This window comes from Peribacillus folii, from assembly GCF_030271255.1.
GTDB lineage: Bacteria > Bacillota > Bacilli > Bacillales > DSM-1321 > Peribacillus.
On sequence record NZ_JASJOM010000009.1, the window covers coordinates 52675 to 70667 of the forward strand.

The 17993-nt window shown below is 42.4% G+C and carries 18 protein-coding genes and 2 pseudogenes; 18 read left to right on the plus strand and 2 right to left on the minus strand.

The window, feature by feature from the left end:
* Nucleotides 1–44 precede the first annotated feature (44 nt).
* The 4 genes from QNI08_RS16115 (at nucleotide 45) to QNI08_RS16130 (ending at nucleotide 2885) form a co-directional block, all read left to right on the plus strand.
* On the plus strand, nucleotides 45–1364 hold the full coding sequence (locus tag QNI08_RS16115) for a gluconate:H+ symporter (protein ID WP_285768417.1): 1320 nt from the start codon (nucleotides 45–47) through the stop codon (nucleotides 1362–1364).
* Between the two features lie 441 nt (nucleotides 1365–1805).
* Complete coding sequence (locus QNI08_RS16120) at nucleotides 1806–1985, plus strand: IDEAL domain-containing protein (protein WP_285768418.1); 180 nt, start codon at nucleotides 1806–1808, stop codon at nucleotides 1983–1985.
* Between the two features lie 319 nt (nucleotides 1986–2304).
* On the plus strand, nucleotides 2305–2433 hold the full coding sequence (locus tag QNI08_RS16125; RefSeq protein WP_257390695.1) for a hypothetical protein: 129 nt from the start codon (nucleotides 2305–2307) through the stop codon (nucleotides 2431–2433).
* A gap of 131 nt (nucleotides 2434–2564) precedes the next feature.
* Complete coding sequence (locus QNI08_RS16130; RefSeq protein WP_285768419.1) at nucleotides 2565–2885, plus strand: antibiotic biosynthesis monooxygenase; 321 nt, start codon at nucleotides 2565–2567, stop codon at nucleotides 2883–2885.
* Between the two features lie 186 nt (nucleotides 2886–3071).
* Here the strand turns inward: QNI08_RS16130 and QNI08_RS16135 are convergent, their stop codons facing one another.
* Complete coding sequence (locus tag QNI08_RS16135) at nucleotides 3072–4475, minus strand: sigma-54 interaction domain-containing protein (RefSeq protein ID WP_285768420.1); 1404 nt, start codon at nucleotides 4473–4475, stop codon at nucleotides 3072–3074.
* A 224-nt stretch (nucleotides 4476–4699) separates the two neighbouring features.
* Here QNI08_RS16135 and speB point away from each other — a divergent pair, with 224 nt between their 5' ends.
* The 6 genes and pseudogenes from speB to QNI08_RS16160 all read left to right on the plus strand — a co-directional run bounded on the left by speB (nucleotide 4700) and on the right by QNI08_RS16160 (nucleotide 10874).
* The gene (gene speB, locus QNI08_RS16140; protein WP_285768421.1) at nucleotides 4700–5698 is read left to right on the plus strand and encodes an agmatinase; all 999 of its coding nucleotides are present in this window, start codon (nucleotides 4700–4702) and stop codon (nucleotides 5696–5698) included.
* Nucleotides 5699–5790: 92 nt separating this feature from the next.
* The gene (locus tag QNI08_RS16145; protein WP_285768422.1) at nucleotides 5791–7212 is read left to right on the plus strand and encodes a sodium:solute symporter family protein; all 1422 of its coding nucleotides are present in this window, start codon (nucleotides 5791–5793) and stop codon (nucleotides 7210–7212) included.
* 37 nt (nucleotides 7213–7249) lie between these two features.
* Complete coding sequence (locus QNI08_RS16150; RefSeq protein ID WP_285768423.1) at nucleotides 7250–8011, plus strand: class II aldolase/adducin family protein; 762 nt, start codon at nucleotides 7250–7252, stop codon at nucleotides 8009–8011.
* Nucleotides 8012–8514: 503 nt separating this feature from the next.
* Complete coding sequence (locus tag QNI08_RS22535) at nucleotides 8515–8607, plus strand: putative holin-like toxin (protein WP_220126990.1); 93 nt, start codon at nucleotides 8515–8517, stop codon at nucleotides 8605–8607.
* A 208-nt stretch (nucleotides 8608–8815) separates the two neighbouring features.
* Entirely contained in the window at nucleotides 8816–9388 is a 573-nt protein-coding gene (locus QNI08_RS16155) for a TetR/AcrR family transcriptional regulator (protein ID WP_285768424.1), read from the plus strand.
* 56 nt (nucleotides 9389–9444) lie between these two features.
* A pseudogene (locus QNI08_RS16160) lies at nucleotides 9445–10874 on the plus strand (MDR family MFS transporter).
* 176 nt (nucleotides 10875–11050) lie between these two features.
* Here QNI08_RS16160 and QNI08_RS16165 read toward each other — a convergent pair.
* Nucleotides 11051–11893 carry an alpha/beta fold hydrolase gene (locus tag QNI08_RS16165; protein WP_285768425.1) on the minus strand — a complete coding sequence of 281 codons (843 nt, stop codon included), beginning with the start codon at nucleotides 11891–11893 and terminating at the stop codon, nucleotides 11051–11053.
* Between the two features lie 229 nt (nucleotides 11894–12122).
* On the opposite strand from QNI08_RS16165, the pseudogene QNI08_RS16170 reads away from it, so the two are divergent.
* The 8 genes and pseudogenes from QNI08_RS16170 to QNI08_RS16205 form a co-directional block, all read left to right on the plus strand.
* Nucleotides 12123–13172 (plus strand): annotated as a pseudogene (locus tag QNI08_RS16170) (alkene reductase); the annotation flags it as partial.
* Nucleotides 13173–13308: 136 nt separating this feature from the next.
* Nucleotides 13309–13833 carry a P-loop NTPase family protein gene (locus tag QNI08_RS16175; protein ID WP_285768426.1) on the plus strand — a complete coding sequence of 175 codons (525 nt, stop codon included), beginning with the start codon at nucleotides 13309–13311 and terminating at the stop codon, nucleotides 13831–13833.
* Between the two features lie 39 nt (nucleotides 13834–13872).
* Nucleotides 13873–14178: an NIPSNAP family protein gene (locus QNI08_RS16180; protein ID WP_285768427.1), complete on the plus strand. Its 306-nt coding sequence runs from the start codon at nucleotides 13873–13875 to the stop codon at nucleotides 14176–14178.
* A 181-nt stretch (nucleotides 14179–14359) separates the two neighbouring features.
* Nucleotides 14360–14776, plus strand: a complete 417-nt coding sequence (locus QNI08_RS16185; RefSeq protein ID WP_285768428.1) for a BlaI/MecI/CopY family transcriptional regulator — start codon at nucleotides 14360–14362, stop codon at nucleotides 14774–14776.
* The gene (locus QNI08_RS16190; RefSeq protein WP_285768429.1) at nucleotides 14776–15624 is read left to right on the plus strand and encodes a M56 family metallopeptidase; all 849 of its coding nucleotides are present in this window, start codon (nucleotides 14776–14778) and stop codon (nucleotides 15622–15624) included. Before QNI08_RS16185 ends, QNI08_RS16190 begins: the two co-directional genes overlap by 1 nt.
* Nucleotides 15625–15697: 73 nt before the next feature.
* Entirely contained in the window at nucleotides 15698–16126 is a 429-nt protein-coding gene (locus QNI08_RS16195) for a DoxX family protein (protein ID WP_285768430.1), read from the plus strand.
* Between the two features lie 64 nt (nucleotides 16127–16190).
* Complete coding sequence (locus tag QNI08_RS22600; RefSeq protein ID WP_483313787.1) at nucleotides 16191–16424, plus strand: hypothetical protein; 234 nt, start codon at nucleotides 16191–16193, stop codon at nucleotides 16422–16424.
* A 266-nt stretch (nucleotides 16425–16690) separates the two neighbouring features.
* Nucleotides 16691–17209: a histidine phosphatase family protein gene (locus QNI08_RS16205; RefSeq protein WP_285768432.1), complete on the plus strand. Its 519-nt coding sequence runs from the start codon at nucleotides 16691–16693 to the stop codon at nucleotides 17207–17209.
* Nucleotides 17210–17993: the final 784 nt, after the last annotated feature.

Sequence of the window (17993 nt, forward strand, 5' to 3'; positions counted from 1 at the left end):
AGATTTCAGGCCATGCTCACAATTAAAAGAAAAGGTGGATGAAAATGCCGATACTTTCTATTTGTATAGGGGTTGCCCTATTGCTAGTTTTAATGATCGCTTTGAAATTAAACGCTTTCATATCCTTGCTGATCGTTTCCTTGGTAGTGGGGATCATGGAAGGAATGACACCAATCGCTGCAATTGAGTCCATTCAAACTGGCTTGGGCGGAACGCTTGGTAATCTGACGATAATCATCGTATTTGGGGCCATACTTGGCAAGTTGATGACTGATTCAGGCGGGGCCCAACGAATCGCAATGACACTGATCAAAGCATTTGGCAAAAAGAGAGTGCAGTTAGCTGCTGTTCTTACGGCATCCGTTGTAGGAATCGCCCTTTTCTTTGAAACGGGAGTCGTCGTTTTGATTCCATTGGTATTCACGATCGCGATTGCAGCAGGGGTACCAGTATTGTATATCGGCATGCCCGTCATAGCCGCCCTTATCACGATGCATGGATTTGTGCCTCCGCATCCAGGACCGACGGCAGTAGCCAGTGTGTTTGATGCCAATTTGGGCAAGACCTTAATATATGGGGTCATCATTGCGATTCCATCCATTATCATCGGCGGGCCGCTATTCACGAAGCTGTTTAAAAAAGAAGACTTGGAAGCGGACATTCCAAAGGAGTTATTCAATCCTAAGGAATTCCAAGAGGAAGAAATGCCGCCGTTTGCAACAAGTCTTCTCACCTCGCTCATGCCAGTGATCTTGATAACGGTCAAAGTAGCTGTAGAAATCTTCATGCCTACGTCATCGCTCATGCCTGTTGTTGATTTCATAGGTAATCCAGCTATAGCACTTTTGATTTCCGTCATTATTGCCATTTTTACCTTTGGGCTTAATCGAGGCAAGAAAATGAATGAGATCATGAAGTCCTTTTCCGACTCGGTCAGCGGAATTGCTATGATTCTATTGATCATAGCAGGAGGCGGGGCGTTCAAACAAGTATTGATAGACAGTCACATTGATCAATATATTGCTGGCATCATGGCGGAATCAACGCTTTCACCGTTGATCCTTACTTGGCTGATAGCAGCAATCTTAAGGGTGGCCATAGGGTCAGCTACAGTGGCTGGAATGACAGCGGCAGGGATTGCAGCACCACTTGTTGCGGCCACTGGAGTAAGTCCGGAGCTTATGGTCTTGGCTGCAGGAGCAGGGAGCATAACATTCTCCCATGTAAATGATGCAGGTTTTTGGATTTACAAGGAATACTTTAACCTATCGATAGGAAAGACCATTAAAACATGGTCCGTGATGGTCACCATCATTTCCTTGGTGGGACTTGCCGGTGTACTCATCATCAATTTGTTCATTTAATGAAAAAACCTCATTCCGTCCGAACAACATGGACGGGATGGGGTTTTACGCGTTTCTTGATCTTGTTGGCAAGAAGGACACCACGAAAAAAATTTTCAACGGCAAATGAAAGCAGATTCATGAACAAAATCGTCTGCCAATGAATATAAGTAAAAAAATGGATGGTTCAAATGGTTTAATGGGCCGTCCATCATTCTTGAAATACTTAGCTCCATTAATCTGTGTAGAATAAAAAAACGAATCAAAGGGCACTGAGACAATGGCCTGCCGCCAAGTAAGGGAAAAGCAATCTTTTAGTATTTTTAATGTATAGAAGAGTGACAATGTGGGAATCATGTGGATAAGGAAATAAAAAAAGACGAAAGGGAAACATTTAAATAAATTATAATAATCTCCAAGTTATTTAGTATAATAGAAAAAAGGTTAAGGAGTTGGTTTCGAATGGAGAAGCAATTGCCTGGAACATCACTGGAGCCTGAAGAGATGGCAGAAATGGTATTAAAAAAGGCCTTAAGCGATTATCGGAAAGCACAAATCGAAAAAGCGATCGATGACTCATTGAAAGATCGGAATAAGGATGAGTTCATCCGTTTAACTGACCTTCTGAAAAGCATTTCATGAAACTTTGTACAATGAGAAAAAGACAAGTAGTTACTATATGATAGAAAAGCTGCCGTGTTTGGAAATCAGTGAAGCATGGAAATATATGCATGATGAAAGTGTAATTTCACTTAGTCGAAGCTGCCTACCTAAATAGCAATCTATAGGATTATAACATTTTTCACTTTGTAAGCGCTTACCAAACGCTTGTATTGATCGTTCATGTAACGGAAAATCCTGATAACCTGCCTCGATAGGTTAGGTGAAGGTGCCAAGGTTCAAAGCAAGCAGAGGGTAATGCGTTCATGTTGCAGGCTGAAAGATATAAGGGGGAGAAGAAATGAAAAAGAATGGAGTGTCATTGGCTGAATTTGTTCAGGAGGATCGATTTGAACTCAACTCCTACATTACTTCTTTATTTAACAAACTGAATGACTATGTTCCCAAAAGTCTTAAGGATAAAAAATGAGTCAATGAATAATGAATCAGGAAGTGCAGTATGACTTTCTGATTCTTTTTGTGTGGTTTCACAATAATTGACAATGAGAATCGTTATCGACTAAAATGATACTATATATATGTCGATTGGAGATGTTCATATTGTTCGTTCAAATGAGGAAAACAGTGGTTAAAGAAGGTAATTCCGGCCAAGTGGTGAAACGATTCAGTGCGGAAGGAGTCATTGAACAGCAGGAGGGGTTCATTGAATTAAGCGTAATGGTGAAAAAGGTAAGACGCGGCGATGAAGAGGTAATCATCATGATCAAATGGGAATCGGAAGAGCATTGGAAGCAGTGGGAGAAAAGTGAGGTCCATATTGCGGGACACAAAGCCAATCTTGGAAAGCCTAAGCCAGAGTATATCGTCAGTTCAGAAGGAGCATTATATGAGGTGAAAGCAGTGAAAAAGGCAGTCAAATAATTTCCTTGCCTGCCCTTTTTATGTGCGCGGTAATAGCCAAGGTGCATAATGTAATTTGTTTTATAACTATCGCCTCCCTATTGGAAGCGGAATGGCGGTCGTTTACATACAATAGCTTACCTTCACTAAAATTCAGGCTCCCATTTATGGGCGCCCTTTTTTGTTCGGTCGGCAGTTTTTTTTGCATTAGAAATATTTTTTGTATTTCTTTAATTTATAGATGACCGTTGGCTGACTGATGCCCAAATGATCAGCCATTTCATATGTAGTTTTACATTGCTTCGATGCTTTCGAAAGCAATTGGATTTCAACCATTTCCAAGGTTTTCTTCAAATCGAATTTCTCATCCCAGTTCTGCTCGATTTCCAGCATTGTGGGATCTTCCGGCTGGTTGATTTGTCCCGTGATGGATTGGGGCAAATGTTCAGGAAAGATAGTGATCTCCTCAATGGTCAGGATCAGCCGTTCAATCAGATTTTCCAATTCTCGTATATTTCCGGGCCATTCATAATGCGTCAGCACTTCGTATGTAGATGGATGGATTTTTTTTGATTTGTGATAGTTTTTATTTGTTTTCCGCAAGTAATGTTGTATTAAGAGCGGAATATCTTCTTTACGTTCATGCAATGCAGGGATCTGGATAGGTATCACATTCAATCGATAGTATAAGTCGAGCCTGAACTTGCCTTCACTGACCATCTTTTTCAAATCTTGATTTGTTGCGGTTACAAGACGAAAGTTTATATGGATTTCCTTTTTCCCTCCAAGACGCTTTAACTTTTTTTCCTGTAACACCTTCAATAATTTAGCCTGCATGGCAAGGGGGAGTTCCCCGATTTCATCCAGAAAAAGCGTACCGCTGTCAGCCTGTTCGATCAGGCCCTGGCTCCCATGCTTGCTTGCCCCTGTAAAGGCCCCTGGTTCATAGCCGAATATCTCCGATTCAAACAGGCTATCGGGAATCGTGCTGCAATTGACTTCAATGAAAGGCTCTTTCTTCCGGTTGCTTTGATCATGGACCGCACGGGCGAATGTACTTTTTCCTACCCCTGAAGGCCCCAATAAGAGAATGGTGGCATCGGTCCTTGCGACATTATGCAGCGTTTTTAGAATATGCTTCGTTTCGTTGCTTCTCGCGATCATATCATGATGATCGAGTTCCTTTTCCCTTAAATCCTCGACTTCCGTTTGATAGCCTTTTACTTTTCGTTGCAAGTGCTCGAATTGATTCTGCAATTGCAAAATCTCTGTCTGATCCTGACCATAGCTGATCACCCTTGCGAGAATGCCCTCCTTATTGAATATGGGATAGCCTGTCGACATGACCACATGTCCCGTTTTGGTTTGCTGCATGATCCGTTTCGCTTTCTTTTCCTTTAAAACAAGCGCGTTGATGGAAGGTGCGAGCAGGCCCTCTTTTTCCAATTGATAAACGGAGGTCCCGATATAAGAGTCACTTTTCATTCCGTAAATCTCCCATAGTTTTGGGTTGGAATATAAAATGATTCCATCTTGATCGGTAATGAGGATATTATTATTGGAGGTTTCGATGATTTTTTTTAATTCTTCCTCCAGCATTTCGTCATTCATAGGTCCCGACTCCTTTTCATATCCGGATATGTTTAATTAAAATATAAATCAAAAAGTCTGAATAATCAAAACTTAAATCAAAAAAGAAGGGTTTAATTAATTTTTTAATCAATCGTTGCAAAAAAATTATAAACCCCCCACAAATGACAGCTGGAAAGTTGGCGCGATTCTTGCTTAGTAAAGGTAAGATAAGAAACAATAACAGAAACTTAGGAGGATGTTACATGATGAAATATCAACCGAAAGACTCTTTCCAATCACCCCGTTTTTGTGGCGTGCGTACGTTTATGCGGCTTCCTTTCATCGAACAGGTGGATGAACATATGGATTTTCTGATTACCGGAATTCCATTCGATTCCGGGCAATCATTTAGGACGGGGGCGAGATTTGGTCCTGGAGCCATTCGTGATTTTTCCATTTTATTACGTCCATATAATCCAGAACAAGATATTAATATATTCGAATATATATCAGGAATTGATTATGGTGACATACCGGTTGTTCCTGGCTATATTTCGGAAACGTATAAAAAAATCGAAGATGAGCTTACGCCAGTCATTGAAAAAGGAATCATCCCGATATCAATGGGCGGGGACCATTCCATTACACTAGGGGAGCTGCGTGCAATCGCAAAAAAACATGGACCGGTTGCCCTGCTGCAATTTGATGCCCACTCGGATACCTGGGATAGTTATTTCGATCAAAAGTACAATCACGGAACCGTTTTTCGCCGCGCGATAGAAGAAGGTCTCATCGATGTATCGCGTTCCCTCCAAATTGGCATGAGAGGCGGTCTGTACGGTCCGGAGGATTTACAGGACGCCCGGGACCTGGGCTTGGCCGTTTATACAACAAATGATTATAAACGGAACGGCGTCGAAAAGATGCTGGAGGTCATCCATGAGCGTGTAGCGGCTGGCCCGGTCTTTTTATCATTTGATATTGATTTTTTAGATCCGGTATATGCACCAGGCACAGGGACGCCTGAGGTTTCAGGGGCAAGCATGGATGATGCATTGGCGTTTGTCAGGGGCTTGACGGAAATTGATTTCGTTGGCTTTGATCTTGTCGAGGTTTTACCTTCGTACGATCATGGACAAGTCACCGCAGCCGCAGCGGCCAACATTGTCTATGAATTCATCACCCTCATCGCACTCGCGAAAAAAGGGAAAAAGGATACATTGGAACAGGTGCAAGATTTGCAGAAGCAGCTTAACAACTAATGACAAGCGGAAGGAACAGGCGAAAAAACCTTTCCTCTCTTGTTAAAAGGAAAGCGGTTTAAAACAAACCTACCCCAAAAGGAGATGTGTACATGAAGTTTTTGGATATATCAATCATGATTCTTTATTTTTCAGTTTTGATCATTGTAGGGGTAATCGGATCAAAACGGGCAAAAACGGCTGATGATTTCATTGTGGCAGGTCGTAATCTAGGTCATTTCATGTATTTATCCTGTTTGGCGGCTGTGATATTAGGCGGGGCCTCTACTTTAGGTACGGCAAAGTTAGGTTATCAGTTCGGGATATCCGGTATTTGGCTGGTCGTGATGATCGGCCTTGGCATCATTGCCATCGGGTTGTTTTTGACGAATAAGATTTTTGATTTAAAAGTTTTGACGATCAGTGAAATGCTTGAGAAGCGATACAATTCGCAAACGCGCCTGCTCAGTGCATTGGTCTCGGTCATTTACACCTTCATGCTGACTGTCACCCAAGTAATCGGGATGGGAACGATATTACATGTTTTGGCTGGCTGGAATTTGACGGTTTCCATGGTGGTCGGAGGCGGAATCGTTTTATTTTATACAATCTTAGGCGGAATGTGGTCGGTTACCATGACGGATGTCATTCAATTCGTCATCATGACAATCGGTATCTTCCTTATCATGCTTCCGATGAGCATTTCGAAGGCAGGTGGATGGGGCTCACTTCAAGAGAGTCTGCCGGCATCACATTTTGAATTAGGCAACATCGGCGGCGCGACGATCTTTCAATATTTTTTATTATTTACATTAGGGGTAGTTGTGGGACAAGATATTTGGCAGCGCCTTTTTACGGCAAGGACTAAAGCCATCTCCCGCAGCGGAACGGTAGGAGCCGGGATATACAGCATTTTTTATGCGGTTGCTATAAGTATCATTGGAATGTGCGCCTTTATCATCCTACCTGATTTAAGTGACCCGCAAACGGCGTTTACAAGCATCGCGATGGAAACTTTGCCTGCGGGACTATTGGGAGTGGTCATTGCGAGTGTGGTCTCCGCCTTGATGTCCACTGCATCAGGAACATTGCTCGCTTCATCCACTTTAGTCGTCAATGATCTCATTAAAAAATATTTTGGTCCAGGAATGAGCGAACGTCAATTTGTAAAAACATCTCGAATCACCACGTTAACGATTGGTGTGATGACCATCATTGTTTCCATCTGGATTCAAGATATTTTAGTAGCATTGGATGTAGCCTACGCAATCTTATCGGGGGCCGTGTTCTTTCCGATCATTCTTGGCTTCTTCTGGAAGAGGGTCACGGCTACCGCTGCATTCTACTCCATCCTGGCAAGCATGATCGTTATCATCGTTGGATTGGTCATAACCGGGCCTTCCTCCACTGGACCGATTTTATATGGACTTGCCACCAGCTTAGTCGTCATCACTGCCCTTACTTTGCTAAGTCCCCAAAATGAAACCTTACCTAAAGGTGATCTAAAGGGGAAGGACATAGATATTGCCAATTGATGGATTGTTTCAGAATAAATTATGAGGAGGAAGGAAAATGACGAAGACGATTTCCTTGCAGCCGGCTACATTCAGTACACTGGAGCAAGAGCGCCAACATCGGAAAGAACGGCTGGCAGCTTCATTCCGCCTTTTTTCGAAGTTTGGCTTTGATGAGGGGATAGCAGGCCATATCACGGTACGCGACCCGAAATATACAGATCATTTTTGGGTCAATCCTTTCGGGCTGCATTTCAGCCAAATTTCGGTAACAGATCTTATCTTGGTGAATCACAAAGGGGATATTGTGGAGGGCGAGCATTCAGTGAATGGCGCTGCCTTCGCCATTCATTCGGAAATCCATAAAGCGAGGCCGGACGCGATTGCGGCTGCACATGCTCATTCCGTTTATGGAAAGACTTGGTCATCACTGGGGAGATTGCTGGACCCGATCACCCAAGATGCCTGCCAATTTTATGGTGACCATACACTATTCGATGATTTTACCGGTGTAGTCTATGCAGCCGAAGAAGGAAAAAGGATCGCTCAGGCGCTAGGGCGAAATAAAGCTGTCATCCTTCGTAATCATGGATTATTAACGGTTGGCCAATCAGTGGATTCAGCCGTTTGGTGGTTCATAACGATGGAACGGTCATGTCAAGCGCAGATTATGGCCGAAATGGCGGGTAAGCCGATATTCATTGATGAAGGGTATGCAAGATTAACGGCAGAACAAACGGGGACGGAATATGAGGGGTGGCTTAGCTTTCAGCCGCTTTGGGATAAAATCAGAAAAGAGCAGCCGGATCTGTTGAAATGATTCGTGCTGTAGGCTGTTGCCAGCCAAATCTTCCTACATGTATACGTAGTCTTCAGCCGTCAGGCAGTTCCAGATAAGTCTATAACATTCGATTCGAATGCTTTGCATTTTTTAAATCATCGCATTTAGAAAAACACCTATCCTCGTAATAACTGGGATAGGTGTTTTTTCGATTTCAGGAAGGGACCGGTTCAAACAAAACTTGCTTGTGTGATCCCTAACTGAACCATTGGCTTAGGGAGACGAATCATTTAGGAAAAGCGCATCTTACTCAGCAATTTCCCTACCTTTGGAGGCATGGGGGGCAATCAAGCATGGGTCGGAGTTTTCCAGAAAAAAGGAAGTAGGTCCCCGCCCTTCACTCAGGGCTGCAAATGCCGGGGCGAAAAAGATTTTGGATTAGAGCAGGAATTGGATGGGGTGCGTAGGCCACTGTTTCATGTTTTTTTGTATAGGACAATCTCCGATCAGGAAAAGCTTGATTGTAAGGAGGCGATGTATGGATGGGTACGTTCGAAGTTATTTCCCTGATGCTAAGCTTTGGCATGTTTGTAATTGCTATTCTTGATTTCAAGAATCATGACAAGAATCCTTGACGTTATTGAGTAAGTTCATGTGAGGCTATAAACTGCGGCGATATTTCGTTCCATGACCTAAATGGAAAAAGGAAAGGACACCACATGAGGTGTTCTTTTTGTTTCAGACGTTCCAAACGCTTCTTAAGCATTCAGCTTTGACAAAACGTTGATATCCCCGTATATTCATATAGACCGGTTGATATAATTTTTTAGGGGTGATCCAGCTATGGCAGGCAAAAAAAACTCAAAAGACATTCTTATTGAGGTTGCTTCACGACTTTTTCGAATACGCGGATATTATGGTGTCGGGCTTAAGGACATCATAGAGGAAAGTGGGATTCCTAAAGGTTCCCTATATCATTATTTTCCAAAAGGTAAGGAACAATTGGCGATCGCAGCGGTCATTCATACGAAAGAAATCGTCATCGATGAAATTGAACGGGGATTTGGGGAGTTTGATGATCCGATTAAAGCGATCCAGGCTCATATTCTACACTTATCCGGGCTTTTTGAGGAAGGGGAAAATCTATTGGGACTGCCGATCGGGACGATAGCCGCGGAAACTTTCACGACAAGCGAGCCGATAAGAACAGCGTGTCAAGAGGCGATGAAGGACTGGCAAGCCATTTATGTGCAGAAATTACTAGAGGCGAATTACAGCGAGAAACGATCAAAAGAATTAAGTATCGTCATCAATGCATTGATCGAAGGCGGAATCCTTTTATCGTTAACGGCAAAAAACGGGGAGCCGTTAAAAGCGATAGCCGAACAAATCCCGTTATTGTTGGTAACTAAATAGTCAGGCGGAAAATTTTCAGCTTAGTAACACAGTAAGAAATTGGAGGAATTCATTTTATGTCTACAGATGCAACAAAGCAGCAAAGTCCGGCCATAAGAACGACACCCATTTTGATCTCTTTTTTAATTGCAGGATTCATCGGGTTATTCAGTGAGACCGCTTTAAATATGGCGCTTGGGGACCTCATACAGGAGTTCACCATCAGCCCTTCCACCGTACAATGGCTGACTACGGGTTACTTATTGACCTTGGGTATATTGGTTCCGGTTTCCGGTCTTTTGCTCCAATGGTTCAGTACACGGCAGCTATTCATTGCAGCCATGGTGTTTTCCATTATTGGGACGATTATAGCAGCGATAGCACCTGGATTCGGCATCTTGATGCTTGCACGTGTCATTCAGGCAATTGGAACAGGGCTTTTATTGCCGCTCATGTTCAATACGATTTTGGTGATTTTCCCGATTCATAAACGGGGAGCGACGATGGGCTTGATGGGGCTAGTGATCATGTTTGCACCTGCAATCGGACCGACGGTTTCCGGTTTGATCATCGAGAATCTGAAATGGAATTATATATTCTGGGTATCTTTGCCGTTTTTTGTAATTGCCTTGCTTTTTGGTCTCAAGTATATGCAAAACGTTTCATCCATCACCAAGCCAAAAATCGATGTGCCTTCCATAATCTTATCGACAATCGGCTTTGGGGGAATTGTTTATGGATTTAGTATTGTAGGTGATCAAGGCTGGAGGACGTTATCGTTCTTGCCTCGCTCATAATAGGCCTTATAGCTTTATTCCTGTTTGCCTTAAGACAATTCGATATGGATAGACCGATGATCGACTTGCGTGTTTTAAAGTTTCCGATGTTCACCCTAGGGCTAATGACCGTCTTCATTACCTTCATGATCATCATGTCTTCCATGATCCTTTTACCCTTATACTTGCAAACCGGGCTTGCATTGGCCGCATTTTCCGCGGGGCTTGTGCTATTGCCTGGAGGTGTGCTGAATGGTATCATGTCACCGATAACTGGCCGCATTTTTGATAAGTTCGGTCCAAGAGGCTTAGTGATTCCAGGCTTCGTGATCATGATAGCGATGTTATGGACCTTGACGAATGTAACGGCTGAAACGTCCGTCATCATGGTGATAGCCATGCATACCTTCCTTATGATTGGTGTTTCGATGGTCATGATGCCTGCCCAGACAAACGGGCTGAATCAACTGCCGAAAAATTTATATCCCGATGGCACGGCACTCATGAATACGCTGCAGCAAGTATCGGGTGCCATCGGTACGACGGTAGCCATTACCATCATGTCAGCCTCCCAAAAAAACTATATCGCTAATGCAAAAGATCCGTTCGATCCATCAGTCGTTAGCAATTCTTTGACGGCGGGAGTTCAGGATGCCTTCATTTTCGGTCTTGCCCTTGCCATTGTCGGTTTGATCATTTCGTTCTTCATCAAAGCGGCGCGCGAAGAATAGGAACAAGAAAGGAAAAATCGAAGAATTATAAAGCTGTGCAACTCGCCTGAGATGCTGTCTGTATGTTGCAGGCAGCATCTTCTTTAGATTTTGAAACGGGAGAGACGTCCGTTTAGGAAATACGGTCAAGGGCGCACCACTGGATAAACCCATTCGCATGGCCGGCACAAAATGATTCAGTACATTTTCCTGAAATCCGATACCATGTCAAGGAACCGGTCTTTTTCTTCGAGATAAGGAAAGTGGTTACTTTCTTCAAAGATATAAAGTGTCGAATCCTTCAATCTGGCGTCGATGTCTTTTGAGAAAACCAAAGGACATTGTGCATCATGCCGTCCGCAATAAACGATAGCCGGAATACTAACCCTAGTGAGTTCATCTTGTATATTAAAATTAGGCAAGTCATAAAAGGAAAAGTAATCTAACCGCCTTTGAACGACTCTGCCGCTAGAAGGTTGCCGAAAGTATCCATCTCGTTTCCGTTTATTGTATAGTGACATATCCGTCCACTCTCTACTGGCAGATCTTTTGTCCTCAATTGTATGTTGTGATGATTTCATGATGGAAAATATCTCTTTCCACTTCTGATTAAGCGTGCTGCTAGGACTGTACATACTGCCTTTATGCTCCATATATTTGTTTGTAGCGGTTGCCCCCCCGGCCATTACCTTGGAAAGGGACTCGGGAAAGCACGTTGCATAAACCAAACCGAGCATCCCCCCAGTTGAATGCCCAGCAAAGCCCCATTGCTCCAAACCTAATTCTTCCCTGATGGCTTCTAAATCCATCACAGATTCCTTCATGCTCAATTCTGCGTCTACAGCGGATTTCGAAGAGCTTCCGGCATCCTTCAAATTTACAAGGTGCACGCCGAAATCATTTACAAATGCATCCGCAAAATAGTAGCCAAGCTCATTGAATTCGCTATATAAATGAGTGATGCATATTGGTTCACCTTCACCTTGAACAAAGACCTCGAACTTACCACGTTTCGTTTCAATCATTTTACGCTTCCACATGTAATATCCTCCTTATTGCAGCTGCTCGGTTAATAAGAAATTTGATGATTATCCTCTTACATATGCCGGGAAAATAAAATCTCGTTGGTCTTTATTACCATATTTTATCAAATGGAACGGATTTGGAGTTAATTATTTGAATATTACCCATATTTCGGATAATCTTACACAATGATAGATATTTATCAAAAAAACAACGCGCTTAACAGGAGGAATTCGAATGAATCGATTACTGACTAAAATTTTTGAACCTGTAACGATTGGTGCTTGGAATTTAAGAACAAGAACTGCGATGGCTCCCATGACACGGTCGTTTGCCGATAACGAAACGGGTGTTGTGAATGAAGCGATCGTAGAATATTACAGAAAGCGTGCCCAAGATGGTATCGGGCTCATCATTACAGAAGGTGTGGTGATATCACCAAGGGCAAAGGGGAATCCTGGCGTTCCCGGCCTGTATACGCAAGAGCAAATCGATGGATGGAAAAAGGTGACGGAAGCCGTACACGCTGAAGGGGGGAAGATCATAGCGCAAATCTGGCATGTCGGCCGTGCAAGCCACCACGAGATTGCTGGAGGTCTTCCTCCACAGGCACCATCGTCCATCGCCGCCGAAGGAAAGGTTTCACGATTCGGAAAGCCGTTCGAAGTGCCCGAGGAAATGACTGGAAAAGATATAGCACAAGTAGTGGATCAATATGAACAAGCGGCTAGAAATGCAATCGAAGCAGGCTTTGACGGTGTGGAGATTCATGGTGCACACGGATACTTGATCGACCAGTTTAATTCCGACGCGTCCAATAAAAGGACGGACCGGTATGGCGGTGATTTAAAGCAACGCCTGACTTTGATGAAGGAAGTGCTTAATGCCGTCATCGATGTAGTCGGAGCGGACCGGACGCTTATCCGTTTTTCCGCTTTTAAAATAGATCAGCCAACTTATATGTGGGAAGATCCAGAAAAAGCGATAGTAGCATTCATTGAGGCATTTAAAGAAACGGGTGTCAAAATGATTCATCCGTCCACGATGGAATTCACCAAACCGATTGCCGGAGGAGCGACTTTGCATGAATTGGTTCGCAGACACTGGGATGGGGTGATAGTTGGTGTCGGCGGATTTGATCCTGAAACAGCGGAAGCCGCATTGGAAAAAGGAATCATCGATGTTGCGGCAATAGGCCGTCCGCTCATCGCCAACCCTGATTACCTGACAAAAATCAAGCAAGATGAAAAACTGGTTGAGTACGATGCAAAGCAACATTTAAGCCAATTGATTTAATGAAAAAACAGGGTGCTGCATGAGTGCAGCTTTTCCATTTGCGATTCTCCATTTCAGGGGAATCGCCTTTTCTGATGTGACCGAAGGGTAAGCAGTTAGCCCACTAATGATTTCAAAAAGCAAAGGGAGGCAGGCAATGAAACGGATTATAGTAATTGGAGTGTCCGCAGGTGTTGGAAAATCCACTTTTGCCAGAATGCTCGGGAACATTCTGGATATTGATGTCCATCATTTGGATACATTCTACTGGAGACCTGATTGGGTCGAGGCCCCATTTGAGGAGTTTTTAGCTGCCCAGAAGGAAGTATTAGCTCACGATAAGTGGATAATGGAGGGCAATTATAGTAATTCGATCGATATACGCTTGAAGCATGCCGACACGATTTTTTATTTGGAACTTCCCCTTCGCGTTTGCCTGTATCGTGTAGTAAAGCGCCGATTGATCAATGAGGGAAAGACAAGACCCGATATGCGTGAAGGATGCGTAGAAAAACTGGACTGGGCGTTTATTAAATTCATCCTTACAACCTATCATTCTCGCAAGAAAAAAATGAAAAGCAGATTGGTCGAGATTCAAAGGAAAGAGCCTGGCAAGGTAATCCTCATTTTGGACAGCAAGCAAAAAATTGAAGGATATTTCTTAAATGGAAGGAATGAGTAAGCCTGACAGGGAAATAGGTATAGAAAGGAGGAATGGACATTGGTAACATGCTATCTGAAATACGTGATCGACCCATACAAAGCAGCTGAGTTCGAGGGATACGGTAAAATGTGGATTCGCTTGGTGAACAAATTAGGCGGTTCACATCAAGGGTATTTCCTGCCTCATGAGGGAGCCAATAATATTGCCTATGCATTATTCACCTTCCCGAGTCTAGCGGCATACGAAGAGTATCGGGTAAAGATGGGCTTGGATGAAGAATGTCAAGCGGCATATAAATATGCAGAAGAGACCAAATGCATCATCAGCTATGAAAGAAGCTTCATGCGCCCTGTATTTGAATGAACAATGAGTGAATATTCTTTTCAAGAGTTGCTTTGGCAGCTCTTTTTCCTTGTGAACCAAGTGAAGCGCAGAGATACGCAGTTGCTTCACGTTCATTTATATCGTACTAGTTTGGGAGACAAGCTTCTGAAATTTGATTTCATCAAATTTTTCCACTACTATTTATAGTGGAGGGCGGAAGATGGATATTAAAATTTTTAAATATGATGAAGTTGGCCTGAATCGTTTTTTCGGACCATTGGAAGCGAGTATCATGGAATGTTTATGGAAGAAGGGTGAGCTGAGTATCAAAGCGGTTCAGCAGTACTTGGAAAAAGACAAGCCACTCAATTTTAATACGGTGATGACTGTCATGAACCGGCTGGTTGAAAAAGGTATCTTAAAAAAGAGGTCCGAAGGAAGGCTTTCATTATTTATTCCTGTGCAGTCTAAGGAAGAGTTTTTAGAAGAGCAGTCAAAGAAGCTGACTGAAAATTTACTTGATGAATTTGGCGGGGCGGTCATTAGCCATATGCTTGATGCCATGAAAGATGCCGACCCAAGTTTAATTGAAAAATTGGAACAAAAGATCCTAGCCTTGAAAAAGGATAAATTGTAATGTGGAAGAAAAAGTCGTATTTCGTCGTAAGCCTGAGCCTTTTAATCGCATGTGCAGCATGGAGTCAAATGGGTGCGTTTTTGGTGCATATCCTTTTTGGAGTCAATATTAAAGCAAACTTCTTTAAATTTTGCTTTAGTTTATTCAAGGAAGGTACAATATACTATTTTGCGGTCATCACTTTGCTGAATATTGTGATTGCCTACAGTGTCATGAACACGATATTTACAATTGCAGAGCAGTTTTTCCTATCGAGGAAGCTCAAACATAAGTTATTCATCGCCAAAAACGATGAAGGGACAAAATCAATGAATGAGACTTTCAACCACGTCAAAAACATCTTAGTGGTGAACGCTGATGAACCACTTGCATTTACATTGGGGTTCTGGAACCCGTTCATCGTTATCAGTACGGGTTTAATGGAATTATTGGACGTTGACGAGCTGGAAGCGGTGTTGGAGCACGAATCCTTTCACCAAAAAAATTATCACCCATTAGTAATCTTCACGCTGCAGTTAATTTCTCAAGCATTATGGTTCATCCCGCTCACAAAATGGTGTTATAAAAATTATAAAATAATGAGTGAATTATTGGCTGATGAATATGCGATAAAGAAAACGGGGACTGAACTAGCCATAAGCGTTGCATTGTTGAAGTTAATAAAATATTGCTGCGCTGATAATTCTGCTCCTGTACTTGCTCACTTTTCAAATGAAGCGGTTGATTACAGGCTTCGGCAGCTAGTCGATCCACATGAAACGATTCCACTAAGAGCGAATTTTACTACGATTTTCGTCTCGATAAATGTTTTGATCATCCTGTTGGGAATGACCATAGTGATTGTCTGATGGCTTTCACTTGATTTTTCTGGATTATAACACTACACTTTGTAGTGTTAATAAAATTAAGGAGGGATGTCTCATGAATAAACAAGAAATCGGGACGTTTTTATTAAGAGTGATGCTTGGTGTTACGTTTTTTATGCATGGTTTGTCCAAATTCCAAGGCGGATTGGATAACATCTCCGGATGGTTTCAAAGTATCGGCATTCCAGGATTCATGGCTTATGCAGTTGCAACAATCGAATTGGCTGGTGGTATAGCTTTAATTGTCGGGCTTGGTACAAGAGTAATCTCTGTTCTCCTTGCATTCATCATGGCGGGTGCCATCATTTATGTGAAGCTTCCGGCAGGTTTCTTGGGCAATGAGGAAGGGGCAGGATACGAAATGGACCTCATACTTATGGTGAGTGCCCTGCACCTAGTTTTAAATGGAAGCCGATTCCTGTCATTAGACTCTAAATTACCTACCCATAAACGAGGGCAAAGCTCTAAATCAATCGCAGGTTAACACGATGAATGAACTATTATTTGAGGGACATCTCTCCAGTCGAGTACTAGGGGGAAGCGAACTTTTGAAAGTCATAAAGAGAAGCAGGAGCTGTGCATATGTCTCATTATCCAAAGAGGATGATGGAACCCCGTGCACAGCCCTTTTTAAAATGGGGGTGTTAATTGGCGACAAGGAGCATCAATCCCGTTGCATTTTCTTTAAATATTTCGGCGCCTGCTTGATTCCTTCCGTTCCGATGAAACTGCCGACGCTCGCCATTATTATGCTGGATGAGATGATCTTGATCGTGAAATAAATCCCTGTCCCAACAATTAGGTCCAACACGAGAAACTTCTTTATTGCTGAGCCTTTTATTACATAAAAAACGATTTGCGTATCCTTCCCCATATCCAGCAATGTCACATCCTAACTTTTTCTAAAAGGTATGACGGTGAGAGGTTGTCATATTCGCCCGCATCATTGATGTTTTCGTGAAAGACAGTGCCATCTTTTTTGCAGGTTTTATTGAAGGTAAATAGAATTAATAAGTTGAAGGCATAAAATTAAAAATGAGGTGTTAGCTTGCAGCTATTACTAATTCGACATGGTGAATCAGAAGATGATTTCCTTGAAGAAGATTATCAAGGAACGACAGATTTACCTTTAACCGCCAATGGAATCGAACAAGTGAAAAAAATGTGCCGAAGGGTTTCAGAAGAGTTTCCCCCGGAATGCATCTGGTCAAGTACCTTGCTTCGTGCCAGTGGGACTGCAGGAATGCTTTCCGATACGATCAAATGTCCAGTGGAATTTCTGGACGGCTTAAGAGAAAGGCAAGAGGGCGAAAGTGAAGAGGATTTTACCAAGCGTGCACAACAGGTCTTGTCCGATATCAAAGAGAACAGTGCCAGCTATAAAAGAATTGCTATCATTTCCCATGGCGGAATGATAACGAACTTGATTGCAAGGTTCTTGCAATTACCACACGAAATGAATGATATATGGTTCGTTTCCAATAATACAGGCATACATCTTCTTGAATATACGGAGCACCCATATAAGCTTATAAGAATCATGAATAGTACCAGTCATCTGGATTAAAAAAATCGGTATTTGGAATGCATGATTCTCGATGCTTGCTAGTAATTGGCGTTCGAGATTGAACCGAAAATAATTAATTCATTATCCTTTCCAGCGTACTTAACTTCCACCAAGATAATGATAGTAGAATCATTCTTGATAAGTTGAAGAATGGCCACTCTAAAAAGGGAATCGTATTCATAAGTGTTTTTAAGGGTAAAGAAAAGAGGAAAAATCAACAGGTGACGGAGCAAACGCTTAAAAATGAAAATGCCAAAATGTATTGTCAGTATTTCACAAGAAGCTGCGGAATATACACCATGGACATTCATACAAAAGGGTTGGAAAGTTGAGTACAACGTTAGATGGCCGCCAAATGGCGGCCTTTTGTACGTGCGATTGTATCCGGTTTTCTTAAATAAAAGTGTTATAATAGTAAATGGGTCCATCGCTTTTCTGGACGGACCACTCATGTTGGTATGATGAAAGTATAGGTAATGGTTACACTTCGGAAATTCTGTAAAAGCATAAATCATTACTATCGTGAAAGTTTGAAATTGGTGCATAATGGTAATATATATGGTGTAAGGAAATCCGCAAGAAGGAAAAATCATGCAAATTAATTCCTCCATGAACCGACAGTGCTTGAGTTTCTGGAAGGGCGGCTAGGTGTAAAGCAGTTTTTTTCTTTCATGATTTCATTACTTCATCGAACTAAATATTAACAATATAGTAATAGTAGTTATTTAAATCTATTAACAATTGTATTACACTATTATAGGGGTATAATGGAGACAGAAAAGGT

Excerpts from the sequence above, each read along its gene's own strand:
- QNI08_RS22535 (WP_220126990.1), top strand. The coding sequence starts at position 8,515 with ATGGGTACGTTCGAAGTTATTTCCCTGATGCTAAGCTTTGGCATGTTT.
- QNI08_RS16175 (WP_285768426.1), top strand. The coding sequence starts at position 13,309 with ATGAAACGGATTATAGTAATTGGAGTGTCCGCAGGTGTTGGAAAATCC.
- QNI08_RS16165 (WP_285768425.1), bottom strand. The coding sequence starts at position 11,893 with ATGTGGAAGCGTAAAATGATTGAAACGAAACGTGGTAAGTTCGAGGTC.
- QNI08_RS16115 (WP_285768417.1), top strand. The coding sequence starts at position 45 with ATGCCGATACTTTCTATTTGTATAGGGGTTGCCCTATTGCTAGTTTTA.
- QNI08_RS16135 (WP_285768420.1), bottom strand. The coding sequence starts at position 4,475 with ATGAATGACGAAATGCTGGAGGAAGAATTAAAAAAAATCATCGAAACC.
- QNI08_RS16185 (WP_285768428.1), top strand. The coding sequence starts at position 14,360 with ATGGATATTAAAATTTTTAAATATGATGAAGTTGGCCTGAATCGTTTT.
- QNI08_RS16195 (WP_285768430.1), top strand. The coding sequence starts at position 15,698 with ATGAATAAACAAGAAATCGGGACGTTTTTATTAAGAGTGATGCTTGGT.
- speB (WP_285768421.1), top strand. The coding sequence starts at position 4,700 with ATGATGAAATATCAACCGAAAGACTCTTTCCAATCACCCCGTTTTTGT.
- QNI08_RS16155 (WP_285768424.1), top strand. The coding sequence starts at position 8,816 with ATGGCAGGCAAAAAAAACTCAAAAGACATTCTTATTGAGGTTGCTTCA.
- QNI08_RS16145 (WP_285768422.1), top strand. The coding sequence starts at position 5,791 with ATGAAGTTTTTGGATATATCAATCATGATTCTTTATTTTTCAGTTTTG.
- QNI08_RS16120 (WP_285768418.1), top strand. The coding sequence starts at position 1,806 with ATGGAGAAGCAATTGCCTGGAACATCACTGGAGCCTGAAGAGATGGCA.
- QNI08_RS16150 (WP_285768423.1), top strand. The coding sequence starts at position 7,250 with ATGACGAAGACGATTTCCTTGCAGCCGGCTACATTCAGTACACTGGAG.
- QNI08_RS16190 (WP_285768429.1), top strand. The coding sequence starts at position 14,776 with ATGTGGAAGAAAAAGTCGTATTTCGTCGTAAGCCTGAGCCTTTTAATC.
- QNI08_RS16125 (WP_257390695.1), top strand. The coding sequence starts at position 2,305 with ATGAAAAAGAATGGAGTGTCATTGGCTGAATTTGTTCAGGAGGATCGA.